Here is a 14,837-nt window from a genome sequence, read left to right on the forward strand (position 1 = left end):
CCTAGCTCTCACCTTGGCCGGACGTACCGCCGGCGCCCGTGCTCGAATTCCCCGCCGGCGCGCCGGGCGGCCTGTCGCGGGGCTCGGCCTCCATCGCGTCCTCGGGCGCGTCGGGGGAGGCGCCCTTGCCGAAGGCCGGAAAACCGCCGCTGTTGATGTTGACGAGGAGACCCACGATATCGATGCCCATCGGGTGGAAATCGATGAAGCCCGCCGGTCCCTTGATGGTCAGCCGCAGCCCGGCTTCGAGCACGAGCGTCATGCCCGCCTTGAGGTGAATCTCCTGGCCCGCGTCGAGCGCGTAATCGGTCCCCACCTTCTCCTGCTTGCCCATCTTCACGGTCAGCGAGACCCCGCCGTCGACCTGGCTGCGCTGGTCGAGCTTTACGTGCAAATGGTCCGCCGATTCGATGAGTTGCTTGCGCGCGCCCTTCACCACGAGGTCCGACGCGCCGTCCACCGTCTCCATCTTGTCGTGCTGCGTGCGGAGCACCTCGTCGTTCTTGACGAGCTTGTGCAAATCCCGCTCGGCCTGCACGTACACGCGCTCCGATCCGGCCTTGTCGTCGAACTTGATCTCGTTGTAGCCGCCCGTGGTCGGGGAGGAATGGCTCTTCCACGTGCTCACGGTCATGTCGTCCGGCAGCTTGTAGGGCACCTGCTCGAGGGCGTTGTAGACGCGCCCGGTGATGATGGGCCGGTCCGGATCGCCGTCGAGGAACGTGACGAGCACCTCCTGCCCGACACGCGGAATCGCTATCATCCCGTATCCCGTGCCGGCCCAGCCCTGGCTCACGCGCATCCAGCAGGAGCTACCGTCGTCGTTCTTCCCCTCGCGATCCCAGGGGAATTGCACGCGCACCCGGCCGAATTCGTCGGTATGGATCTCCTTGCCCGGCGGGCCCACCACCGTCGCGCTCTGCACGCCGAAGACCCGGGGGCGCGGGGTCTTGAGCCGGGGACGATACGGCACGGCGGGGTCGGCGAAAACCGCGGTGCCGCTCATCGACCATTCGTCGCCCGGCGCGCCCTCCACGGAAAACCCCGTGACGAGGAGCCGCTGGCTCGGGGCGAGGCTCGGGTGCAGGTGGTCCTCGATCGTGAAGAGCGCGCCCGGGAAGAGATCGAGCGTGTTCGTCTGAAACGTGACGCGGCGTTTGTCGGCGCGCAGCGATTGCAGGCGGCGCGTCGCGAGGTCGGTCCCGTAGCTCGCGTCGTGCCGCGCGACGCCTTTGTCGTCGGCCACCGGCGTGCCCCCGCCGCCCATGGTGCCTTCCACGAGGAACGAGCCCGGGATGTACGTGTATTGCTCGTATCTGGTCTCGGGCCCGGCGGCGGGCGGGGCCTCGCCGAGGAGCTGGAAGGCAGGCTTGCGGAAATCGTGGTCGCGCATCACGTGGGCGCCCGGGCGGACCTCGTGGCCGAGGCGCACGAGCGAGAGGAACTCGCGCTGCGCGGACTGATTCGGGTTGTCGACGAAGGGGATCGGAGGGCGCGGCGAGGCGGCCTGGAGCTTGTCGCCGAACGTGAGCACCGAGCCCTCGCCGCCCTTGTCCGAGAACCAGAACGCAATGCCGGCCTCCTCGAGCAGGCGCGAGAGGAACGTGAAATCACTCTCGCCGTACTGGACCTTGAATTCGAGCTTCGGGTAGAGCCCGCGATCGATCTGCCAGGCGGGTCTCAGGCCCCACTCGCCGAGGAGCACGTCGGCGATGTCGGGGATGGAGAGGTGCTGGAAGATGCGGTGGTTCGTGCGCTGGGTGAGCAGCCAGAGCTCGGGGACGATCTGGAGGTAATAGGTCGAGAGCCCGGTCTCTTCGGTCTGCGCCTGCGATTGCTCGATGTAGCTGCAGACGCCTTTCCAGGCCCGGGTTCCCTGGTCCTTCACATAGGTCCACCCGGCCACGATGCGCAAGCCGGCGGTCTTTCCGACGATCGCCTCGAGGTCGATGTCCGGCCGCTGCGCCCGCGCCACGACGTTCACGTGGAAGAGCTCGGAGATGGCCTCCTGCACGGAGAAGTGGTGCACGGCGAGCGACGCGCTGCCCGACAGTGTGAGCTCGAGGATCGGCATGGGTGGCCGGCATTCTAACCGGTCTCGCCGCGCGCGAGACCATGAAACTCGCTCAGGGGAAGGGGAGCGGCTTGGGGGCGTCGTTCGTGGCGACGACGGCGCGGTGGGGATAGATCTGCGACAAGCGCAGGGCGCGGTTGGCGCAAGCGTAAGGCTTGGGCGTGGCCGGGCGGCGATAAAAGATGCGGACGTTCTCCTGGAGGTAAAACGCCCAGTGGCCGATGGTGTCGCGGTGGCCGAAGACGCAGCCGAAGCCGGCGAAGCCCAGGATTTCACAGTTCGCGTCCCGGAGCTTCTCCTCGGCCTCGATGCGCTCGACATAGGCCTTCACGAGGGGCGGCGTGTACCTGGCGCCGAGGACGTCGCCGCCGATGTAATCGTATTTGTTCACCTCCACGAAGCGGTCTTGTTCGAAGGTGAGGGGCCGGCTCTTGGCGAAGAGCGTCCGCCAGTGCGTCCCGGCGCTGCCCTGCCAGCTCGGGTTCTGGGCCCCCGCGTGGAAGATCTCCGGGGCCCGCGGATCGCCACGAACGAAGACGGAGCAGCCCGTGAGCTCGGCCGTGAAGAAGAAGGGAGGGTTGACGTTCTCGGGGCCTCCCTCGGGGCCGAGGACGGGGTCGATGGGAATGGACATGTTCACCTGACCGCCGCCCGGGTTCCAGGGCAAGTACCAGGTCAAGAAGGAGTCCGCGGCGATCGGGTGCCCGGGCCTGTAGCGCTGGTGGGTGAGCAGGTAAGCGAGGTTCTTGTCGCTCGTCGCGTTGTGATTCTTCGTGATCGTGGCCATCCGCAAGCGATGGGGGACCTTGATCTCGTGACGTTTTTCGCCCGGGAAATGCTCTGCCACATCCGCGTCGTTCAGCGCGAGGCCGCCATCGGGGACGATGGGGTGCGTTCGGGCGAACGCGACGGGGCCCTGGGCGAGGAACTTTTCGGTGCCGGTCGCGCTGGCCATGAGGGTCTCCTCGAGGGGTATCCGGTACGAAAATGCGCGATTCGGGCGCGCCGGGCAAGCACCACGTCCGGTACGCGGACGCGGACGCGGCAATGAGGGCACGTGCGCCCTCTCGAACCTGACGTGGTGTGATCCGAGGCAATGTGACCCGGAGGTGATCGGCGTGCTCGGGGCGCGCACAGCCGGATCCGTCCATGCACCCTTCCGCGGGCCACCTGCCGAGTTACCTCGTCCGTGGAGAACATCCGGACGGGGTCTTCCACGTCCTCTTTGCGGCGGACGTCGCGGGTGACAATGTACGGGTCGTCACGGCATACTTGCCTGACGTCTCGAAATGGGACGCCGAATTCCGGCGGCGGAGGCAACGCACATGATCTGCACGACTTGCGGCGGCGACCTGGAAGAACGCGTCACCGATCTGCCCTTCAAGCTCGGCGATCGGACGATCGTCATCGTGAAGGACGTCCCTGTTCTCCAGTGCCCCGACTGTCACAGCTACCTGCTTCGCGACCCCGTCATGGCCGTCGTCGAGCGGCTGCTCGAGTCGGCCAACCGCAGCATCGAGCTCGCCATCGTCCGCTACGCGGACGCGGCCTGAGGCCCCCGGCGAAACCGGTCGTTGCTCGACTTCGCCGACGGTCGACCCCCAGCGAAGCCGGTCGTTGCTCCCTTTCGCTGAGGGTCGACCCCCAGCGAAACCGGTCGTTGCTCCCCTTCGCCGACGGTCGACCCCCAGCGCAGCCGGTCTCCGCTCGACTTTGCCGGAATGCTGCTCCGATTGCGTCGCGGCTGGTCCCTTTCTCGTCAACAGCCCCGACCGAATTTTCCGGCATGCCCCCAAGGAGGCTCTGCATGGATACCTCGCTCGCTGCGATCTTCGATATCTATTCGTTCTCGCTCGGCCGTCGCCTCTTCGCGATTGCCCAGGTCCGCTCGGCTGCGCTCACCTCCGGTGAGCCGGATGTCGTCACATTCGCCGAGTCTTGCGTCGATCACGACGAGACCTTGCGGAACATGGAAGCGCATTGGGCGGCGCGGGACGAAAAAGCGCCTGCGTTTGCGCCGGAAGCCAAGATCCTCGATGTCGCCATCGACGGCGTCCTCGGCGCCATTCGTGATACCGCCGAACGCCAGGTCGAGGCGTCGGCGCCGGGTGATCCGATCGCGCTGAAAGGCGTGGGCCTGCTCAAGGAGCTGTTTCCTCGGGGGCTCTTCGCCGTGACGTCGCTCCCGTTCGTGGAGGAGCTCTGCGAGGTGGAGCGGATCCTCGCCGCGCTGGAGAGCCCGACGCGCGCCGCGCTCGTCCACGAGCTCGGCCTCTCGCGTTACGTCGCGCGGCTCTCGGACCTCGTGCAGCAGTATCGCGCCGCGCTCGAGAAGCCGCTGCCCCCGCAGGTGACGTTCGCGGAGGTGAAGGCCGCGCGTGCCGAAGGGCAACGGCGAATGCTGCAACTGATCGCCATGATCGTCGGGCGCTACCCCTCGGACGAGCCGGCCGATCGGGCCGGACGTGCGGCGCTGCTAGGGCCGATCCTCCAGCAGAACGAGGCGATCGGTCAGGCGCTGCGCGCGCGTCGCGCCGCGGACGACGTCGACCCGAAGACCGGCGAGCCGGTGCACGCGCCCGCCGTGAGCGAGGCGCCGGCCGTCACGCCGAGCCCCGCCTGACGATCTCTCTCACCCCACCTCAGAGCGCGACTTCGCGGAGCGAGATCCGGTTCTTGTCGAACACGCCGAGCCCGAGATCGCCGGCGATGCGGATGTACGTGGGCTCCCGGCCCGCGTCCTTCAGCGTCGGCAGGCCGTTGTCTTTACGCCATTGCTCGATGATGCCCCAGCCGAGCACGTCCATCGCCACGGGGTCGGTCGTCGCGTAGACCGACTCGTGCAGCACGCGGCGCTTCTTGTTCTTGTCGAGCGGTCCCTCGTCGTAGATGAGCTTGAAGCCGTCGATGATGTGCAAGCGCACGCGGCTCTTCACGACGTCCTGCGCGTAGAGCTCGGCGATCTGCGGGCTCGCGTTGTGCTGGTGGAAGGCGTGCGGGTTGATCGTCGCGCCGTGCGTGATGTTCTTGAGGCAACCCGTGTAGCCGCAGATCGAGTGATCCTTGATCAGGCCGACGTTGATCACGGCCGTCGCCTCGGTGAAGGGTCGGACGAACTTCGTCGGGATGCCCATCACGGTCCGCTCGGGCATCGTCGCGTCCTCGTTCTCGTGCACGGCCGTCGCGATGCCCGCAGGAAGCGCCGGGTCGGGACCCTTGTTGCGATCCCAGATGCGCGTGCCCTCGAGGAACTTCGGGTACTGCTCGAAGATCATGATCTGGCTCGCGGGCACGCCGGCGGCGAGGACACCACGCACGACTTCGAGGATGAGCTCGCGGTTCGTGGCCATCGTCGCGCCCTTCTGGCCCGCGATGCCGTTTGGCTTGATGGCGACCTTGTCGTCCTTGTGGACGAACTTGGCGAAGGCCTCGCCGAGATCACTCTTGCCCGTGAGCTCGGCCATCACGCGTTCGAGCATGAGCTTGGCCGCGCCCTCGGTGGGCCAGAGGCCGTTCGGCTGCATCACGTTCGACTTCGCGACCTTGGCGACCTTGCCGGGGATCGAGAGCGGCACGAAGCCCGCGGGAGGTTGGGCGACGAGGCCCGAGCCCGCGGCGAGCGCGTGATCGGCGCCGAGCAGCGCCGCGCCAGTCAGGGCAGCGCCGAGGAAGGTGCGACGCGAGAAGGCCTCGGGGTACGGGGAAAGACGCGGGTTCGACATGATCACCTGCTCCCGTGCCATCGTAGCGCAGGTCGACCGCGAGGTCCCGATGGCGTCGCCACCCCGCCGCCATGGCGTCGCCACCCTCGCGCGGGCCCTTTGTACTCAAAAATTGACGCGCTTTCCGGCCTCGCTGCTCGTGGCACGAAGTTCGCCGAGGACGCCGCCGAGGAGGCTCTCGGTGGAACCATCGGCAGAGGACGAGAAGCAAGTCGGAGCGCGGGTGCGAGCGTTTCTCAAGGCGATCGGAGCGCGGCTCCGCGGGTCGGCCTGGATGCCGCTCGCAGGGAAAGCCGCGCTCGGGGCGCTCGGGTTCTTGGCGCTCGCCTTCGTGGGTTCGGGCGCGGCCGCGGCGTTGATGCCGCGTCGCGTCGGGGCTTACCTCGGTCCGCCGGCGACGAGCGCGAGCGCAGCGGCGCCAAGGCCGGCGGCGGAAGCGGACGCGGGAGCGGAAGCGGGAGCGAACGCGGAAGCGGATGCGGGGGCGGCAGCGGCAGCGGATGCGGGCGCGGGTGCGGCGGCGGTGACGGCCGATGGAAGGGTGATCCTGAACCTCGCGGCGGAGGAGGATCTGCGGAAGCTGCCGGGCATCGGGGCCACGAAGGCCAAGGCGATCCTCGCGCTCCGGGCAAAGCTCGGGCGGTTCAAGCGGCCGGAGGATCTCCTCCGCGTGAAGGGCATCGGGCGAAAATCGCTCGCGCGGCTTCGGCCGAAGCTCCTCGTCGACCCGCCGTAGCGGACGAGCGATGGCGTGCCAGACTGCGCGCCCATGCGAACGCGCCCCTTCGCCGTCCTCGTCTCGATCGCACTCGCCGCGTGTTCCAAGGAGCCAGCCGGGGACTCCGCCGAGCCCGCGCGAACCGGGACGCCCGCGCCTCCTTCGGCCGCGCCGCCCGCGCAGGCGACGCCGCCCGAGGCCATCGCAGCGCCCGATGACCTCGACGTCGCCGCGCTGAAGAAGGCGCTCAAGTGCGCATCCGACGCGAAGAGCGGACCGTGCGCGGTGCTGAACGCGTTCGGCACGTGCAAGCCGTGGAACGCGGTCGTGCCTTCGGGTGACGGTCGATGGATCGGCCGCGGCTACCGCGTCGAGGGCGGCAAGACGAGCGATGAGTTCACCGTCGTCCGCTCGCGCCGCGTGCCGGCGAACGAGGTCGGTCCCGGCCAGCTCCCCGCGAAGGTCGGCATCGGCGACATCGCCAAGCAGGAGGGCCAGGCGTTTTCCCAGGCGGACCGGCTGATCCGCACGCTCGAACGGTCGGACGTCCCGCCGCGGTCGAACATGGCGCTCGAGTACTTGAAGAAGCGCGAGTCGTGGCCCGAGGGGTTCACCATGAAGACCGTCGGGGGCCAGGTGTACGTCGCGTCCGAGGGAGGCGCGTTCGTCTGTCAGGGTCCGAAGCAGGAGCTTTATCTCGTCCAGCGCGCCGCGACGCGGGGCGGAGCGGGAGAGGGGCTCTACGCCACAGCGTATCCCGTGAGCTGGTGACAAAAACCGACTACCGGGCGCGCAGGCCGGGCCGGGAGAGCGAGGGCCGGGCGTGAGGATGCACTGCGCGGCCTCGGGCCTGTGCTAAGGACGCGGCGTGTCCCGCCCCGATGGCCGTAGCCCCGCCGAACCTCGCCCCGTCGAGATCGTCCCGCACTTCCACCGCAACGCGGAGGGCTCCGTGCTCTACCGCGCCGGCGGCACGGTCGTGCTCTGCACCGCGTCGATCGACGCGGTCGTGCCCGCATGGATGGCCGGCAAGGGCAAAGGCTGGCTGACGGCGGAGTACCAGATGCACCCGCGGGCGAGCCGCGCGCGAAGGGAAGCGCGCGAAGGACGCGGCAAGTCGCCGAGCGGGCGGACGCAGGAGATCCAGCGGCTCATCGGGCGCGCGCTCCGGAGCGCGATCGACCTCGACGCGTTCGGCGAGCGCACGATCGTGATCGACTGCGACGTGCTGGAGGCGGACGGAGGGACGCGGACGGCGTCGGTCACCGGAGGCTTCGTGGCCATGGCGCTCGCGCTCGCGAAGCTGCGCTCCGCGGACCAGATCGCGCCGGTGCTGCGCGATCAGGTGGCCGCGATCAGCGTCGGTCACGTCGGCGGCGAGGCGATGCTCGACCTCGTCTACGTGGAGGACAGCCAGGCGCGCGTGGACCTCAACGTCGTGGCCACGGCGCGTGGAGCGATCGTCGAGGTGCAAGCGACGGCCGAGGGCGAGGCGATCGGTCGGCGCGAGCTCGACGGCATGGTCGACATCGGGCTCGCGGGCGTCGAGAAGCTCGTGGCAATGCAACGAAGCGCGCTCGCCGCCGCGGGGGTCGAGCTCGCTTCGCTCTTCCAGGCGGGGAGATTCGCATGAGCGAGCCGAACCTGCCGCTCTCGATCCTCGTCGCCACGACGAACCGCGGAAAGCTCGCGGAGCTCTTGGCGATCTTCGCCGACCTGCCCATCAAGCTCCTTCCGCTCTCGCAGGTGCTGCCCGATCTGCCGCCGATCATCGAGGACGGCGCGACGTTCGTGGACAACGCCTTGATCAAGGCGCGCACCGGGGCCGAGGCCGCGATGATGGTGACGCTCGCGGAGGACGCGGGGCTCGAGGTCGACGCGCTCGCGGGCCGGCCCGGCGTGCGCTCGGCGCGCTTCGCGAAGGAAGGCGCGACCGACTCGGAGAACAACGCGGCGCTGCTCGCGGCGCTCGAAGAGATCGACGACGAGCATCGGACGGCGCGCTTCCGTTGCACGATGGTGCTGCTCGATCCGTGGAACGAGGTCGAGCCCGAGGTCATCTGCGAGGGCCGCTGCGAGGGGACGATCGCGCGGCAGGCGCGCGGCGCGGGCGGCTTCGGCTACGACCCGCTCTTCATCGTCAAGGGCGACGGCCGCACGATGGCCGAGCTCGGCGACGACGAGAAGAACCGCATCAGCCACCGCGCCGAGGCAGCGCGCGCGATGCGGCCCGTGCTCGAGGCGTTGATCGAGAACCGGCGCGCGACGGCGGCGCGCGTGGTGGGCGAGCGGTGAACGGCAAGGAGCGCAAGCGCCCGCCGAAGGTCGAGGAGTGGCGCGGCGTCGGCAGCCTCGGGACGATCGGGCTCGAGGTCGTGCTGTCGATCGCGTTCGGCTACTTCGGCGGCCGCTGGCTCGACGGCAAATTCGGCACCGAGCCGTACCTCGCGATCCTCGGCTTCTGCTTCGGCATCGGCGCGGCCGTGCGGGCCTTCCAGCGCGCGCTGCGCGAGATGAAGGCCCAGGCCGAGCGCGAGGAGCGCGAGCAGGGCAATCCGCTTCCGCGGTACGACACGCCCGACGAGCGCAAGGACGCGCCTGCGATCACGAACGACGGCGACGCGAAGGCCACGAAGGACGACGAAGGCGCGCGTGACGACGACGAGGCCGACGGGAGGCGGGGCGGATGAGCGACGCGGAGAAGCCTTCCAAGCTCGACGCGCCGATGCGCGGGGCGCTCGTCGGGGTGATCGGAACGGCGGTCGTCTTGACGATCGGCTCGTTTGCGCTCGGCGGTCCGCGGTTCGGGATCGGCGTGGCGATTGGCGGGGTGCTCGCGCCGGTGAACCTCTGGGTGTTCGCGCAGGTGGGCGAGGCCTTTTTGTCCCGGCGGGGAAACACGGCGCCCTGGGCGGTCATCGCCACGTTGAAGCTCGCGCTTTTGCTGGGCGGGGTTTGGCTCATCCTGCGCAGCGGGATCGCGTCGGGGCTCGCGCTCGCCGTGGGTTATGGGGCGCTGCCCATTGGGATCACGGTGGGGACGCTGTTTGGCCCAAAGCCCCCGGACGACGTAGAGGAGGGGGACGGGCGGCGAACGACGGGGTCTGGTTCACGAAGTTCGCGAAGATCTTTCGGGGACGCGCCGCGCGAAGATGTGCTAAAGGCGAGGCCCGCCGACGAGGGGGACCCCTCGAACGAGCCCTGAGATCGAGCAGCGAGTACGAGTTCGAGATTGGAGCGCTCCGGTGATGGAGCGACGACGGTCATGCCCGAGCATACTGGTTTTCTGACCTTCCTCCTGGCCCACCTCCCTGGTCTCCGCGAGAACGCGAAGAACCTCGGCCACACGTTCATCGGTCACGAGCCGATGAGCTACCACTCGGTCGAGCCGATCTTCGCGAGCCTGCTCATCATCATCGTGTTCATCGCGATGGCGATGTCGGTGCGCTCGAAGTTCCGGCGGCTCGACGAGTCGGTGATCCCGGACGACAGGCTCAGCCTGCGCACGTTCTTCGAGGCGTTCTTTGGCTACTTCTACGACATGGCCAAGGACGTGATGGGGGCGGAGAACGCCAAGCGGTACTTCCCGCTGATCGGCGGCGCCGCCGGCTTCATCTTCTTCTCGAACGTCTCGGGCCTGATCCCCGGCTTCTCGCCGCCCACGTCCAGCCTGAACGTCACGCTCGGCTGCGCGCTGCTCGTCTTCCTCTCCTTCAACATCTGGGGCATCAAGGAGAACGGCTGGAGCTACATCGCGCACCTCGCGGGCCCGAAGTGGTACCTCGCGCCGCTCATCTTCCCGATCGAGGTCATCTCGACGTGCGTCCGTCCGATCACGCTCAGCGTGCGTCTGATGGTCAACATCGCGGTCGACCACCTCATCGCCTCGGTGTTCTTCGGCCTGGTCGCGATCTTCTTGCCGCTGCCCGTGATGATGCTCGGGCTCATCGTGATCGTCGTGCAGACGCTGGTGTTCTGCCTGCTCAGCAGCATCTACATCGGCCTCGCCACGGAGCACCACCACGCCGGAGACCACTGAGGCGCCCCCACCGGAAGATCCCGGTGGAATCCTCAAAAAGTCCCTAGCCAAACCGTCAGATTCGGATTAGAGCGGGGCCGCCCGAAGCGAAGCCCCCGAGCCCTCGAGGGGCTGGGACCAAGAGTCGGTCCCCCCGAACCCCGTGGGTCGTCTCGATTGATGCATGCAGCCCCCCATGGGGGCGCGTGGCCTGAAAGGAGCAGAATCGGATGTCTCTCAAGAGCAAGCTCACCCTGTCCACGCTGGTCGCCACCGCGCTGGCCCTCGTTCCCAGCATGGCGTTCGCGCAGGATGCTGCTGCTTCGAACAAGTTCGACACGAGCGGCATGATCGCGCTGGCCGCCGGCCTCGCGATCGGCATCGCCGCCCTCGGCGGTACGCTCGGTCAGGGCCGCGCCGCTGCGGCCGCCCTCGAGGGCATCTCGCGCAACCCGGGCGCCGCGGCTCGTATCCAGACGCCGATGATTCTCGGCCTGGCCCTCATCGAGTCGCTCGTGCTCTTCGCGCTGATCATCGCGTTCTTGCTCCAGGGCAAGATCCCGCAGCTCTGATCGGACAGGCCACGCGCGGTTTCACCGGGCCGCGAAGCAGGGCGTCGAGGTAGCTCGGCGCCCTGCTCTGCGCATGTGGCGGTCAACGTAGGTGGCGGAGCATGTCGAGCGCGACATGCCCGAACATCACGAGCACGCCGAAGACGAGGAGCGTGATGCCGAGCGGATCCTTTCGATCCGTTTGAAGCAGCCACGTCCCCGCGAAGACGAAGGTCGCCACGACGAAGCCCGCGAAGAGGCGGCGTCCGAGGCGATCGACCGTCCGCGGGAGGGTCGGATCGGTGGTGCGTAAGGTCAGGCGTCCGAGGCGCAGGTCGTCGAGGACCTCGCGGAGTTGTTGCGGCAAGTCGTAGGCAGCGCCGGAAAGGCGCTCGACGCCGCGCCAGAGCTCCATCCCGACGCGCTCGGGCGAGTAACGTTTGCGCAGGAGATCGAGGAAGAACGGACGCGCGACGCCAAAGACGTCGAGGTCCGGATCGATCTCCTTGCCGACGCCCTCGATCGTCATGATCGCCTTGCCGACGAGCAAGAAGTCCGGCGGGATCTCGATGCCGTACTTGCTCGCGCCGCGCATGAGGTCGCTGATCATCGCGGCCACGTCGATCTCCTTGAGCGGCCTGCCGAGATACTTCTCCGCCAGGACGCTCACCTCGGCGCGGTAGGCGCGCATGTCGACCTTCTTCGTCGGTGTGCCGATCGCGTAGAGCGCGTCCGCGACGCCGAGGTGGTCCTGACGAACGGCGGCGACCATCAGGTCGAGCGTCTTGTCGCGCATCTCCGGCGACAAACGTCCGACCATGCCGAGGTCGATGAGGCCAATCGTGGGGCTGTCGGGATCGCCCGAGATCAAGATGTTCCCGGGGTGCGGGTCCGCGTGGAAAAACCCGTCCTCGAAGATCATCTTCACGACGATCCCGACGGCGGCCTGCGCGATCGCCGGGCCCTTGTGCCCATGGTTGCGGATCTCGTCGTAGACCTTGCCGCCGGGCAGGAGCTCCAGCGTGAGCACGGTCTTCGACGAGGCCTCGCGGTAGACGCGCGGGAAACGCGCGTGCGGATGTCCCGCGAAGTTCCGCGCGAACTTCTCGGCGTGCTCGGCCTCGAGGCCGAAGTCGAGCTCGCTCGTGATCGCGCGATCGAACTGATCGACGAGCGCCGACGGTTGGTACAAGGCCGACTCGGGGATCGTGCGCTCGATGAGCTTCGCGAGCGCGTGCAAGAGCTCGAGGTCGCGCGCCACGGTCGTGCGCACGCCGGGCCGCTGCACCTTCACGACGACCTCCTGCGGGCCATCCGCGTGCTTGAGCACCGCGCGGTGCACCTGGCCGATCGACGCCGCGGCGAGAGGTTTTTCCTCGAAGCGCTCGTAGACGTCCTCGATCGGCGCGCCGAGCGAGGCCTCGACCGCGTTCTTGATCTCGCTCCACGGCAGCGGGTTGACCTCGTCCTGGAGCTTCTTCAGCTCGACGATCCAGTCGTTCGGCAGGACGTCGGGGCGCGTGGAGGCGATCTGGCCGAGCTTCACGAACGAGGGGCCGAGATCCATGCACACGAGCCGCACGCGCTCGGGTAGCGAGATGCGCCGTCGTTCTTCCTCGCCGCGCTTCGCGTCGGCCTCGGGCGCCTCGACCAGCGCGTCGCTCGCCTCGCCGCCCGCGGGGAGCTCGGGCAGGGCTTGCGCGCGTGCGCGACCGCCGAGCCCGAGCCGCTGCGCGAGCTCGCCGAAGCCGTGACGAACGAGCACGACGTAGATCTGGCGCAGTCGGCCGAGATCACGAACAGCGTTGACGATCGAGACCATGGTGAGCGCTCTCTGTCGTGAGGGCTTCTAGCGTACTCGCACGACCGTGCCTACGTCGTGCGTGCTCGGCAAGGCGGCGGTCCATCCTGCGGGCACGCGCGGCGTGGTCCAGAAGAAGAGCCGCTGCGCGTCCAGCGGCGCGAGGTTCACGCAGCCGTGGCTGCGCATCTGGCCGAACGATCGATGCCAGAACGCGCCGTGCAGGCCCACGCCCTTCGCGAAGAACTGCACCCACGGCACGTCTTCCATCCGGTAGTACCGCGTCGCGCCCTCGTCCTCGAGGTTGTCCATGTTCGACGTGAAGAGCTTCGCCCAGATCCGCGACGTCCCGCGCGGCGTCGCCGTCGCCGATCCTTCGCGGCCCTTGCCCGTCGAGACGAGCGTCGCGAACACGGGGCGTTTGCCCTCGTAGGCCACGAGCGTCTGGCTCTCGAGCTCCACGTCGATCCACTTCTCGCCCGCAGCGACGTCGACCTCGGGCGGCGGCGGCGCGATCGTCGGGTGTCGTAGCTCCGACGAGCGGACCCACGCGTTCTCGCCGATGCGCGAGAAGCGCGCGCCGCCCGCGTTTTTCTCCTCGAAGAAGGGCACACGCTCGAAGCGCGCGCGGCTCGACTCCACCTTGCCGAGCGCGCTCGGCGACGAAAACACCTTCGCCTTGTCGACGAGGATCCACGCGAAGGGCAAGGCGTCCGCGGGCGCGTCGGGCTTGATCTCCTCGCCGCGGAACGCGAGCGGCCGCGCGGGGCCGAGGTCGCGCATCGGGATCCACAGCTCGTTGTGGCTGCGGCCGTAGCGCGCGCCCTCGACGACGCGCTCCTCCACGATCGCCACGGCGAACCCAGGTTCGAGCTGCATGTCGGGCGCGCCGATGTCGACCGCGTGAAGCTTTTTGTACGCAAACGATCCGTCGGGGCCGACGAAGTAGTACCGGAAGGGCAAACCGTCCGCGGTCTCGCGAATCGCGCGGTAGCCGGCGTTGACGAACGGCGTCTCCGCGAGCTCGACGGCGTCCTCGCAGACCCACGCGAGCGGGCCGATCGAGAGGAACCGGCCCTTGCAGCCAGGTCCACGGCGCACGGCGAAGATCGGCAGGTGCACGTCGAGCGCGGCCGAGCCGCGGCGAGGCGCGCCTTCCCAGGGCGAGGCGAGGATCGGCTGATCGGCCTTGAGGATCCGCGCGCTCACGATGCCCTCGGGCAGCGGCTCGGTCTCGGGCGCGACCCAGGGAGGCTCGTTCGAGGCGCGGGCGTGTCCGGCGACGAGCAGCGCGGCGAGCGTGAAGGAGAGGAAGGGCGGGGCGTGACGGGTGACTCGCAGGGTTTGTCCACGCGAGCCACCCATGACGACCCCCATCAGCGCATCAGCGGTAGGAGAACCGGACCTCGTGGTCGCAGATCCGGTACGAGTCGCCTTCGCCGATCGCCTTGCGCGTGATGCGCTGGCCGTTGAACTCGACGCCGTTCGTCGAGCCCATGTCGACCATGTAGTACTGGCCGTTCAGGTACTCGACCATCGCGTGCTGGCGCGAGACGTTCGGGTCCTTGATCGTCAGGTCGCTCGACTGCTTGCCGCGGCCGATGATGAAGCGGTCCTTGTTCACGACGCTCCGCTCGCCGCCGTAGTAGGCGAAGAGCGGGATCGCGCCCGGGATGCCACCAGCCGCGGACGGCGCAGGCGCAGGCGGGGCCGGCGGCGGGCCGGGAGGCGCCATGTTGCCGTACGGCGGCGGAGGCGGCGGCGGAGCCCCGAAGCCGATCCCCGGAGGACCGGGCGGCGGCGGAGGCGGCGCGCCCATCATCGGGCCCGGCGGCGGAGGCGGCGGCGCACCCATCATCGGGCCGGGCGGCGGCGGAGGCGGCGCGCCCATCATCGAGCCGGGCGGAGGCGGCGGCGGACCGCCCAGCGACGGCGGGGCCGGCGGAGGCGGCG

16 protein-coding genes are annotated in these 14,837 nt (G+C 68.8%); 10 read left to right on the forward strand and 6 right to left on the reverse strand.

Annotated features, from left to right (window positions below; translation table 11 throughout):
- Nucleotide 1: 1 nt before the first annotated feature.
- A complete protein-coding gene (gene tssI, locus QHF85_RS28545) occupies nt 2-2,074 on the reverse strand; it encodes a type VI secretion system tip protein TssI/VgrG (RefSeq protein ID WP_281330505.1) in 2,073 nt (690 codons plus the stop codon).
- A gap of 52 nt (nt 2,075-2,126) precedes the next feature.
- Complete coding sequence (locus QHF85_RS28550; RefSeq protein ID WP_281330506.1) at nt 2,127-3,029, reverse strand: hypothetical protein; 903 nt, start codon at nt 3,027-3,029, stop codon at nt 2,127-2,129.
- 370 nt (nt 3,030-3,399) lie between these two features.
- On the opposite strand from QHF85_RS28550, the gene QHF85_RS28555 reads away from it, so the two are divergent.
- Nucleotides 3,400-3,627, forward strand: coding sequence for a type II toxin-antitoxin system MqsA family antitoxin (locus QHF85_RS28555; protein ID WP_281330507.1), 228 nt, complete (start codon nt 3,400-3,402; stop codon nt 3,625-3,627).
- 254 nt (nt 3,628-3,881) lie between these two features.
- Nucleotides 3,882-4,697: a hypothetical protein gene (locus QHF85_RS28560; protein WP_281330508.1), complete on the forward strand. Its 816-nt coding sequence runs from the start codon at nt 3,882-3,884 to the stop codon at nt 4,695-4,697.
- A 19-nt stretch (nt 4,698-4,716) separates the two neighbouring features.
- On the opposite strand, the gene QHF85_RS28565 is transcribed toward QHF85_RS28560, so the two are convergent.
- Nucleotides 4,717-5,796, reverse strand: coding sequence for a DUF362 domain-containing protein (locus QHF85_RS28565; RefSeq protein ID WP_281330509.1), 1,080 nt, complete (start codon nt 5,794-5,796; stop codon nt 4,717-4,719).
- Between the two features lie 181 nt (nt 5,797-5,977).
- Here QHF85_RS28565 and QHF85_RS28570 point away from each other — a divergent pair, with 181 nt between their 5' ends.
- The 8 genes from QHF85_RS28570 to QHF85_RS28605 all read left to right on the forward strand — a co-directional run bounded on the left by QHF85_RS28570 (nt 5,978) and on the right by QHF85_RS28605 (nt 11,104).
- Nucleotides 5,978-6,532 carry a helix-hairpin-helix domain-containing protein gene (locus QHF85_RS28570; protein WP_281330510.1) on the forward strand — a complete coding sequence of 185 codons (555 nt, stop codon included), beginning with the start codon at nt 5,978-5,980 and terminating at the stop codon, nt 6,530-6,532.
- A gap of 33 nt (nt 6,533-6,565) precedes the next feature.
- Nucleotides 6,566-7,285 carry a hypothetical protein gene (locus tag QHF85_RS28575; RefSeq protein ID WP_281330511.1) on the forward strand — a complete coding sequence of 240 codons (720 nt, stop codon included), beginning with the start codon at nt 6,566-6,568 and terminating at the stop codon, nt 7,283-7,285.
- A gap of 97 nt (nt 7,286-7,382) precedes the next feature.
- On the forward strand, nt 7,383-8,147 hold the full coding sequence (gene rph, locus QHF85_RS28580; protein ID WP_281330512.1) for a ribonuclease PH: 765 nt from the start codon (nt 7,383-7,385) through the stop codon (nt 8,145-8,147).
- Nucleotides 8,144-8,809 carry an RdgB/HAM1 family non-canonical purine NTP pyrophosphatase gene (rdgB, locus tag QHF85_RS28585; RefSeq protein WP_281330513.1) on the forward strand — a complete coding sequence of 222 codons (666 nt, stop codon included), beginning with the start codon at nt 8,144-8,146 and terminating at the stop codon, nt 8,807-8,809. The genes rph and rdgB overlap by 4 nt, the downstream gene beginning before the upstream one ends.
- Nucleotides 8,806-9,204, forward strand: coding sequence for an AtpZ/AtpI family protein (locus QHF85_RS28590; protein WP_281330514.1), 399 nt, complete (start codon nt 8,806-8,808; stop codon nt 9,202-9,204). The genes rdgB and QHF85_RS28590 overlap by 4 nt, the downstream gene beginning before the upstream one ends.
- Nucleotides 9,201-9,719, forward strand: a complete 519-nt coding sequence (locus QHF85_RS28595; protein WP_281330515.1) for an ATP synthase subunit I — start codon at nt 9,201-9,203, stop codon at nt 9,717-9,719. Before QHF85_RS28590 ends, QHF85_RS28595 begins: the two co-directional genes overlap by 4 nt.
- 60 nt (nt 9,720-9,779) lie before the next feature.
- Nucleotides 9,780-10,553 carry a F0F1 ATP synthase subunit A gene (gene atpB, locus QHF85_RS28600; protein ID WP_281330516.1) on the forward strand — a complete coding sequence of 258 codons (774 nt, stop codon included), beginning with the start codon at nt 9,780-9,782 and terminating at the stop codon, nt 10,551-10,553.
- A 209-nt stretch (nt 10,554-10,762) separates the two neighbouring features.
- The gene (locus tag QHF85_RS28605; RefSeq protein ID WP_136928778.1) at nt 10,763-11,104 is read left to right on the forward strand and encodes an ATP synthase F0 subunit C; all 342 of its coding nucleotides are present in this window, start codon (nt 10,763-10,765) and stop codon (nt 11,102-11,104) included.
- Nucleotides 11,105-11,186: 82 nt separating this feature from the next.
- Here QHF85_RS28605 and QHF85_RS28610 read toward each other — a convergent pair whose 3' ends face one another.
- The 3 genes from QHF85_RS28610 to QHF85_RS28620 all read right to left on the reverse strand — a co-directional run.
- The gene (locus QHF85_RS28610; RefSeq protein WP_281330517.1) at nt 11,187-12,905 is read right to left on the reverse strand and encodes an AarF/ABC1/UbiB kinase family protein; all 1,719 of its coding nucleotides are present in this window, start codon (nt 12,903-12,905) and stop codon (nt 11,187-11,189) included.
- 27 nt (nt 12,906-12,932) lie between these two features.
- Nucleotides 12,933-14,249 (reverse strand): L,D-transpeptidase, encoded by a 1,317-nt coding sequence (locus QHF85_RS28615; protein WP_281330518.1) that lies wholly within the window; start codon nt 14,247-14,249, stop codon nt 12,933-12,935.
- 19 nt (nt 14,250-14,268) lie between these two features.
- On the reverse strand, nt 14,269-14,837 hold a 569-nt coding region (locus QHF85_RS28620; protein WP_281330519.1), incomplete at its 5' end, for an FHA domain-containing protein.

This window comes from Polyangium sp. 6x1, assembly GCF_029946515.1.
Classification (GTDB): Bacteria; Myxococcota_A; Polyangia; order Polyangiales; family Polyangiaceae; genus Polyangium.

What these genes read in the sequence shown, in the direction of transcription:
- QHF85_RS28575 (WP_281330511.1), top strand. Translation starts at nt 6,566, where the DNA reads ATGCGAACGCGCCCCTTCGCCGTCCTCGTCTCGATCGCACTCGCCGCG.
- QHF85_RS28555 (WP_281330507.1), top strand. Translation starts at nt 3,400, where the DNA reads ATGATCTGCACGACTTGCGGCGGCGACCTGGAAGAACGCGTCACCGAT.
- atpB (WP_281330516.1), top strand. Translation starts at nt 9,780, where the DNA reads ATGCCCGAGCATACTGGTTTTCTGACCTTCCTCCTGGCCCACCTCCCT.
- QHF85_RS28615 (WP_281330518.1), bottom strand. Translation starts at nt 14,249, where the DNA reads ATGGGTGGCTCGCGTGGACAAACCCTGCGAGTCACCCGTCACGCCCCG.
- QHF85_RS28550 (WP_281330506.1), bottom strand. Translation starts at nt 3,029, where the DNA reads ATGGCCAGCGCGACCGGCACCGAAAAGTTCCTCGCCCAGGGCCCCGTC.
- QHF85_RS28560 (WP_281330508.1), top strand. Translation starts at nt 3,882, where the DNA reads ATGGATACCTCGCTCGCTGCGATCTTCGATATCTATTCGTTCTCGCTC.
- QHF85_RS28565 (WP_281330509.1), bottom strand. Translation starts at nt 5,796, where the DNA reads ATGTCGAACCCGCGTCTTTCCCCGTACCCCGAGGCCTTCTCGCGTCGC.
- rdgB (WP_281330513.1), top strand. Translation starts at nt 8,144, where the DNA reads ATGAGCGAGCCGAACCTGCCGCTCTCGATCCTCGTCGCCACGACGAAC.
- tssI (WP_281330505.1), bottom strand. Translation starts at nt 2,074, where the DNA reads ATGCCGATCCTCGAGCTCACACTGTCGGGCAGCGCGTCGCTCGCCGTG.
- QHF85_RS28610 (WP_281330517.1), bottom strand. Translation starts at nt 12,905, where the DNA reads ATGGTCTCGATCGTCAACGCTGTTCGTGATCTCGGCCGACTGCGCCAG.
- QHF85_RS28595 (WP_281330515.1), top strand. Translation starts at nt 9,201, where the DNA reads ATGAGCGACGCGGAGAAGCCTTCCAAGCTCGACGCGCCGATGCGCGGG.
- QHF85_RS28605 (WP_136928778.1), top strand. Translation starts at nt 10,763, where the DNA reads ATGTCTCTCAAGAGCAAGCTCACCCTGTCCACGCTGGTCGCCACCGCG.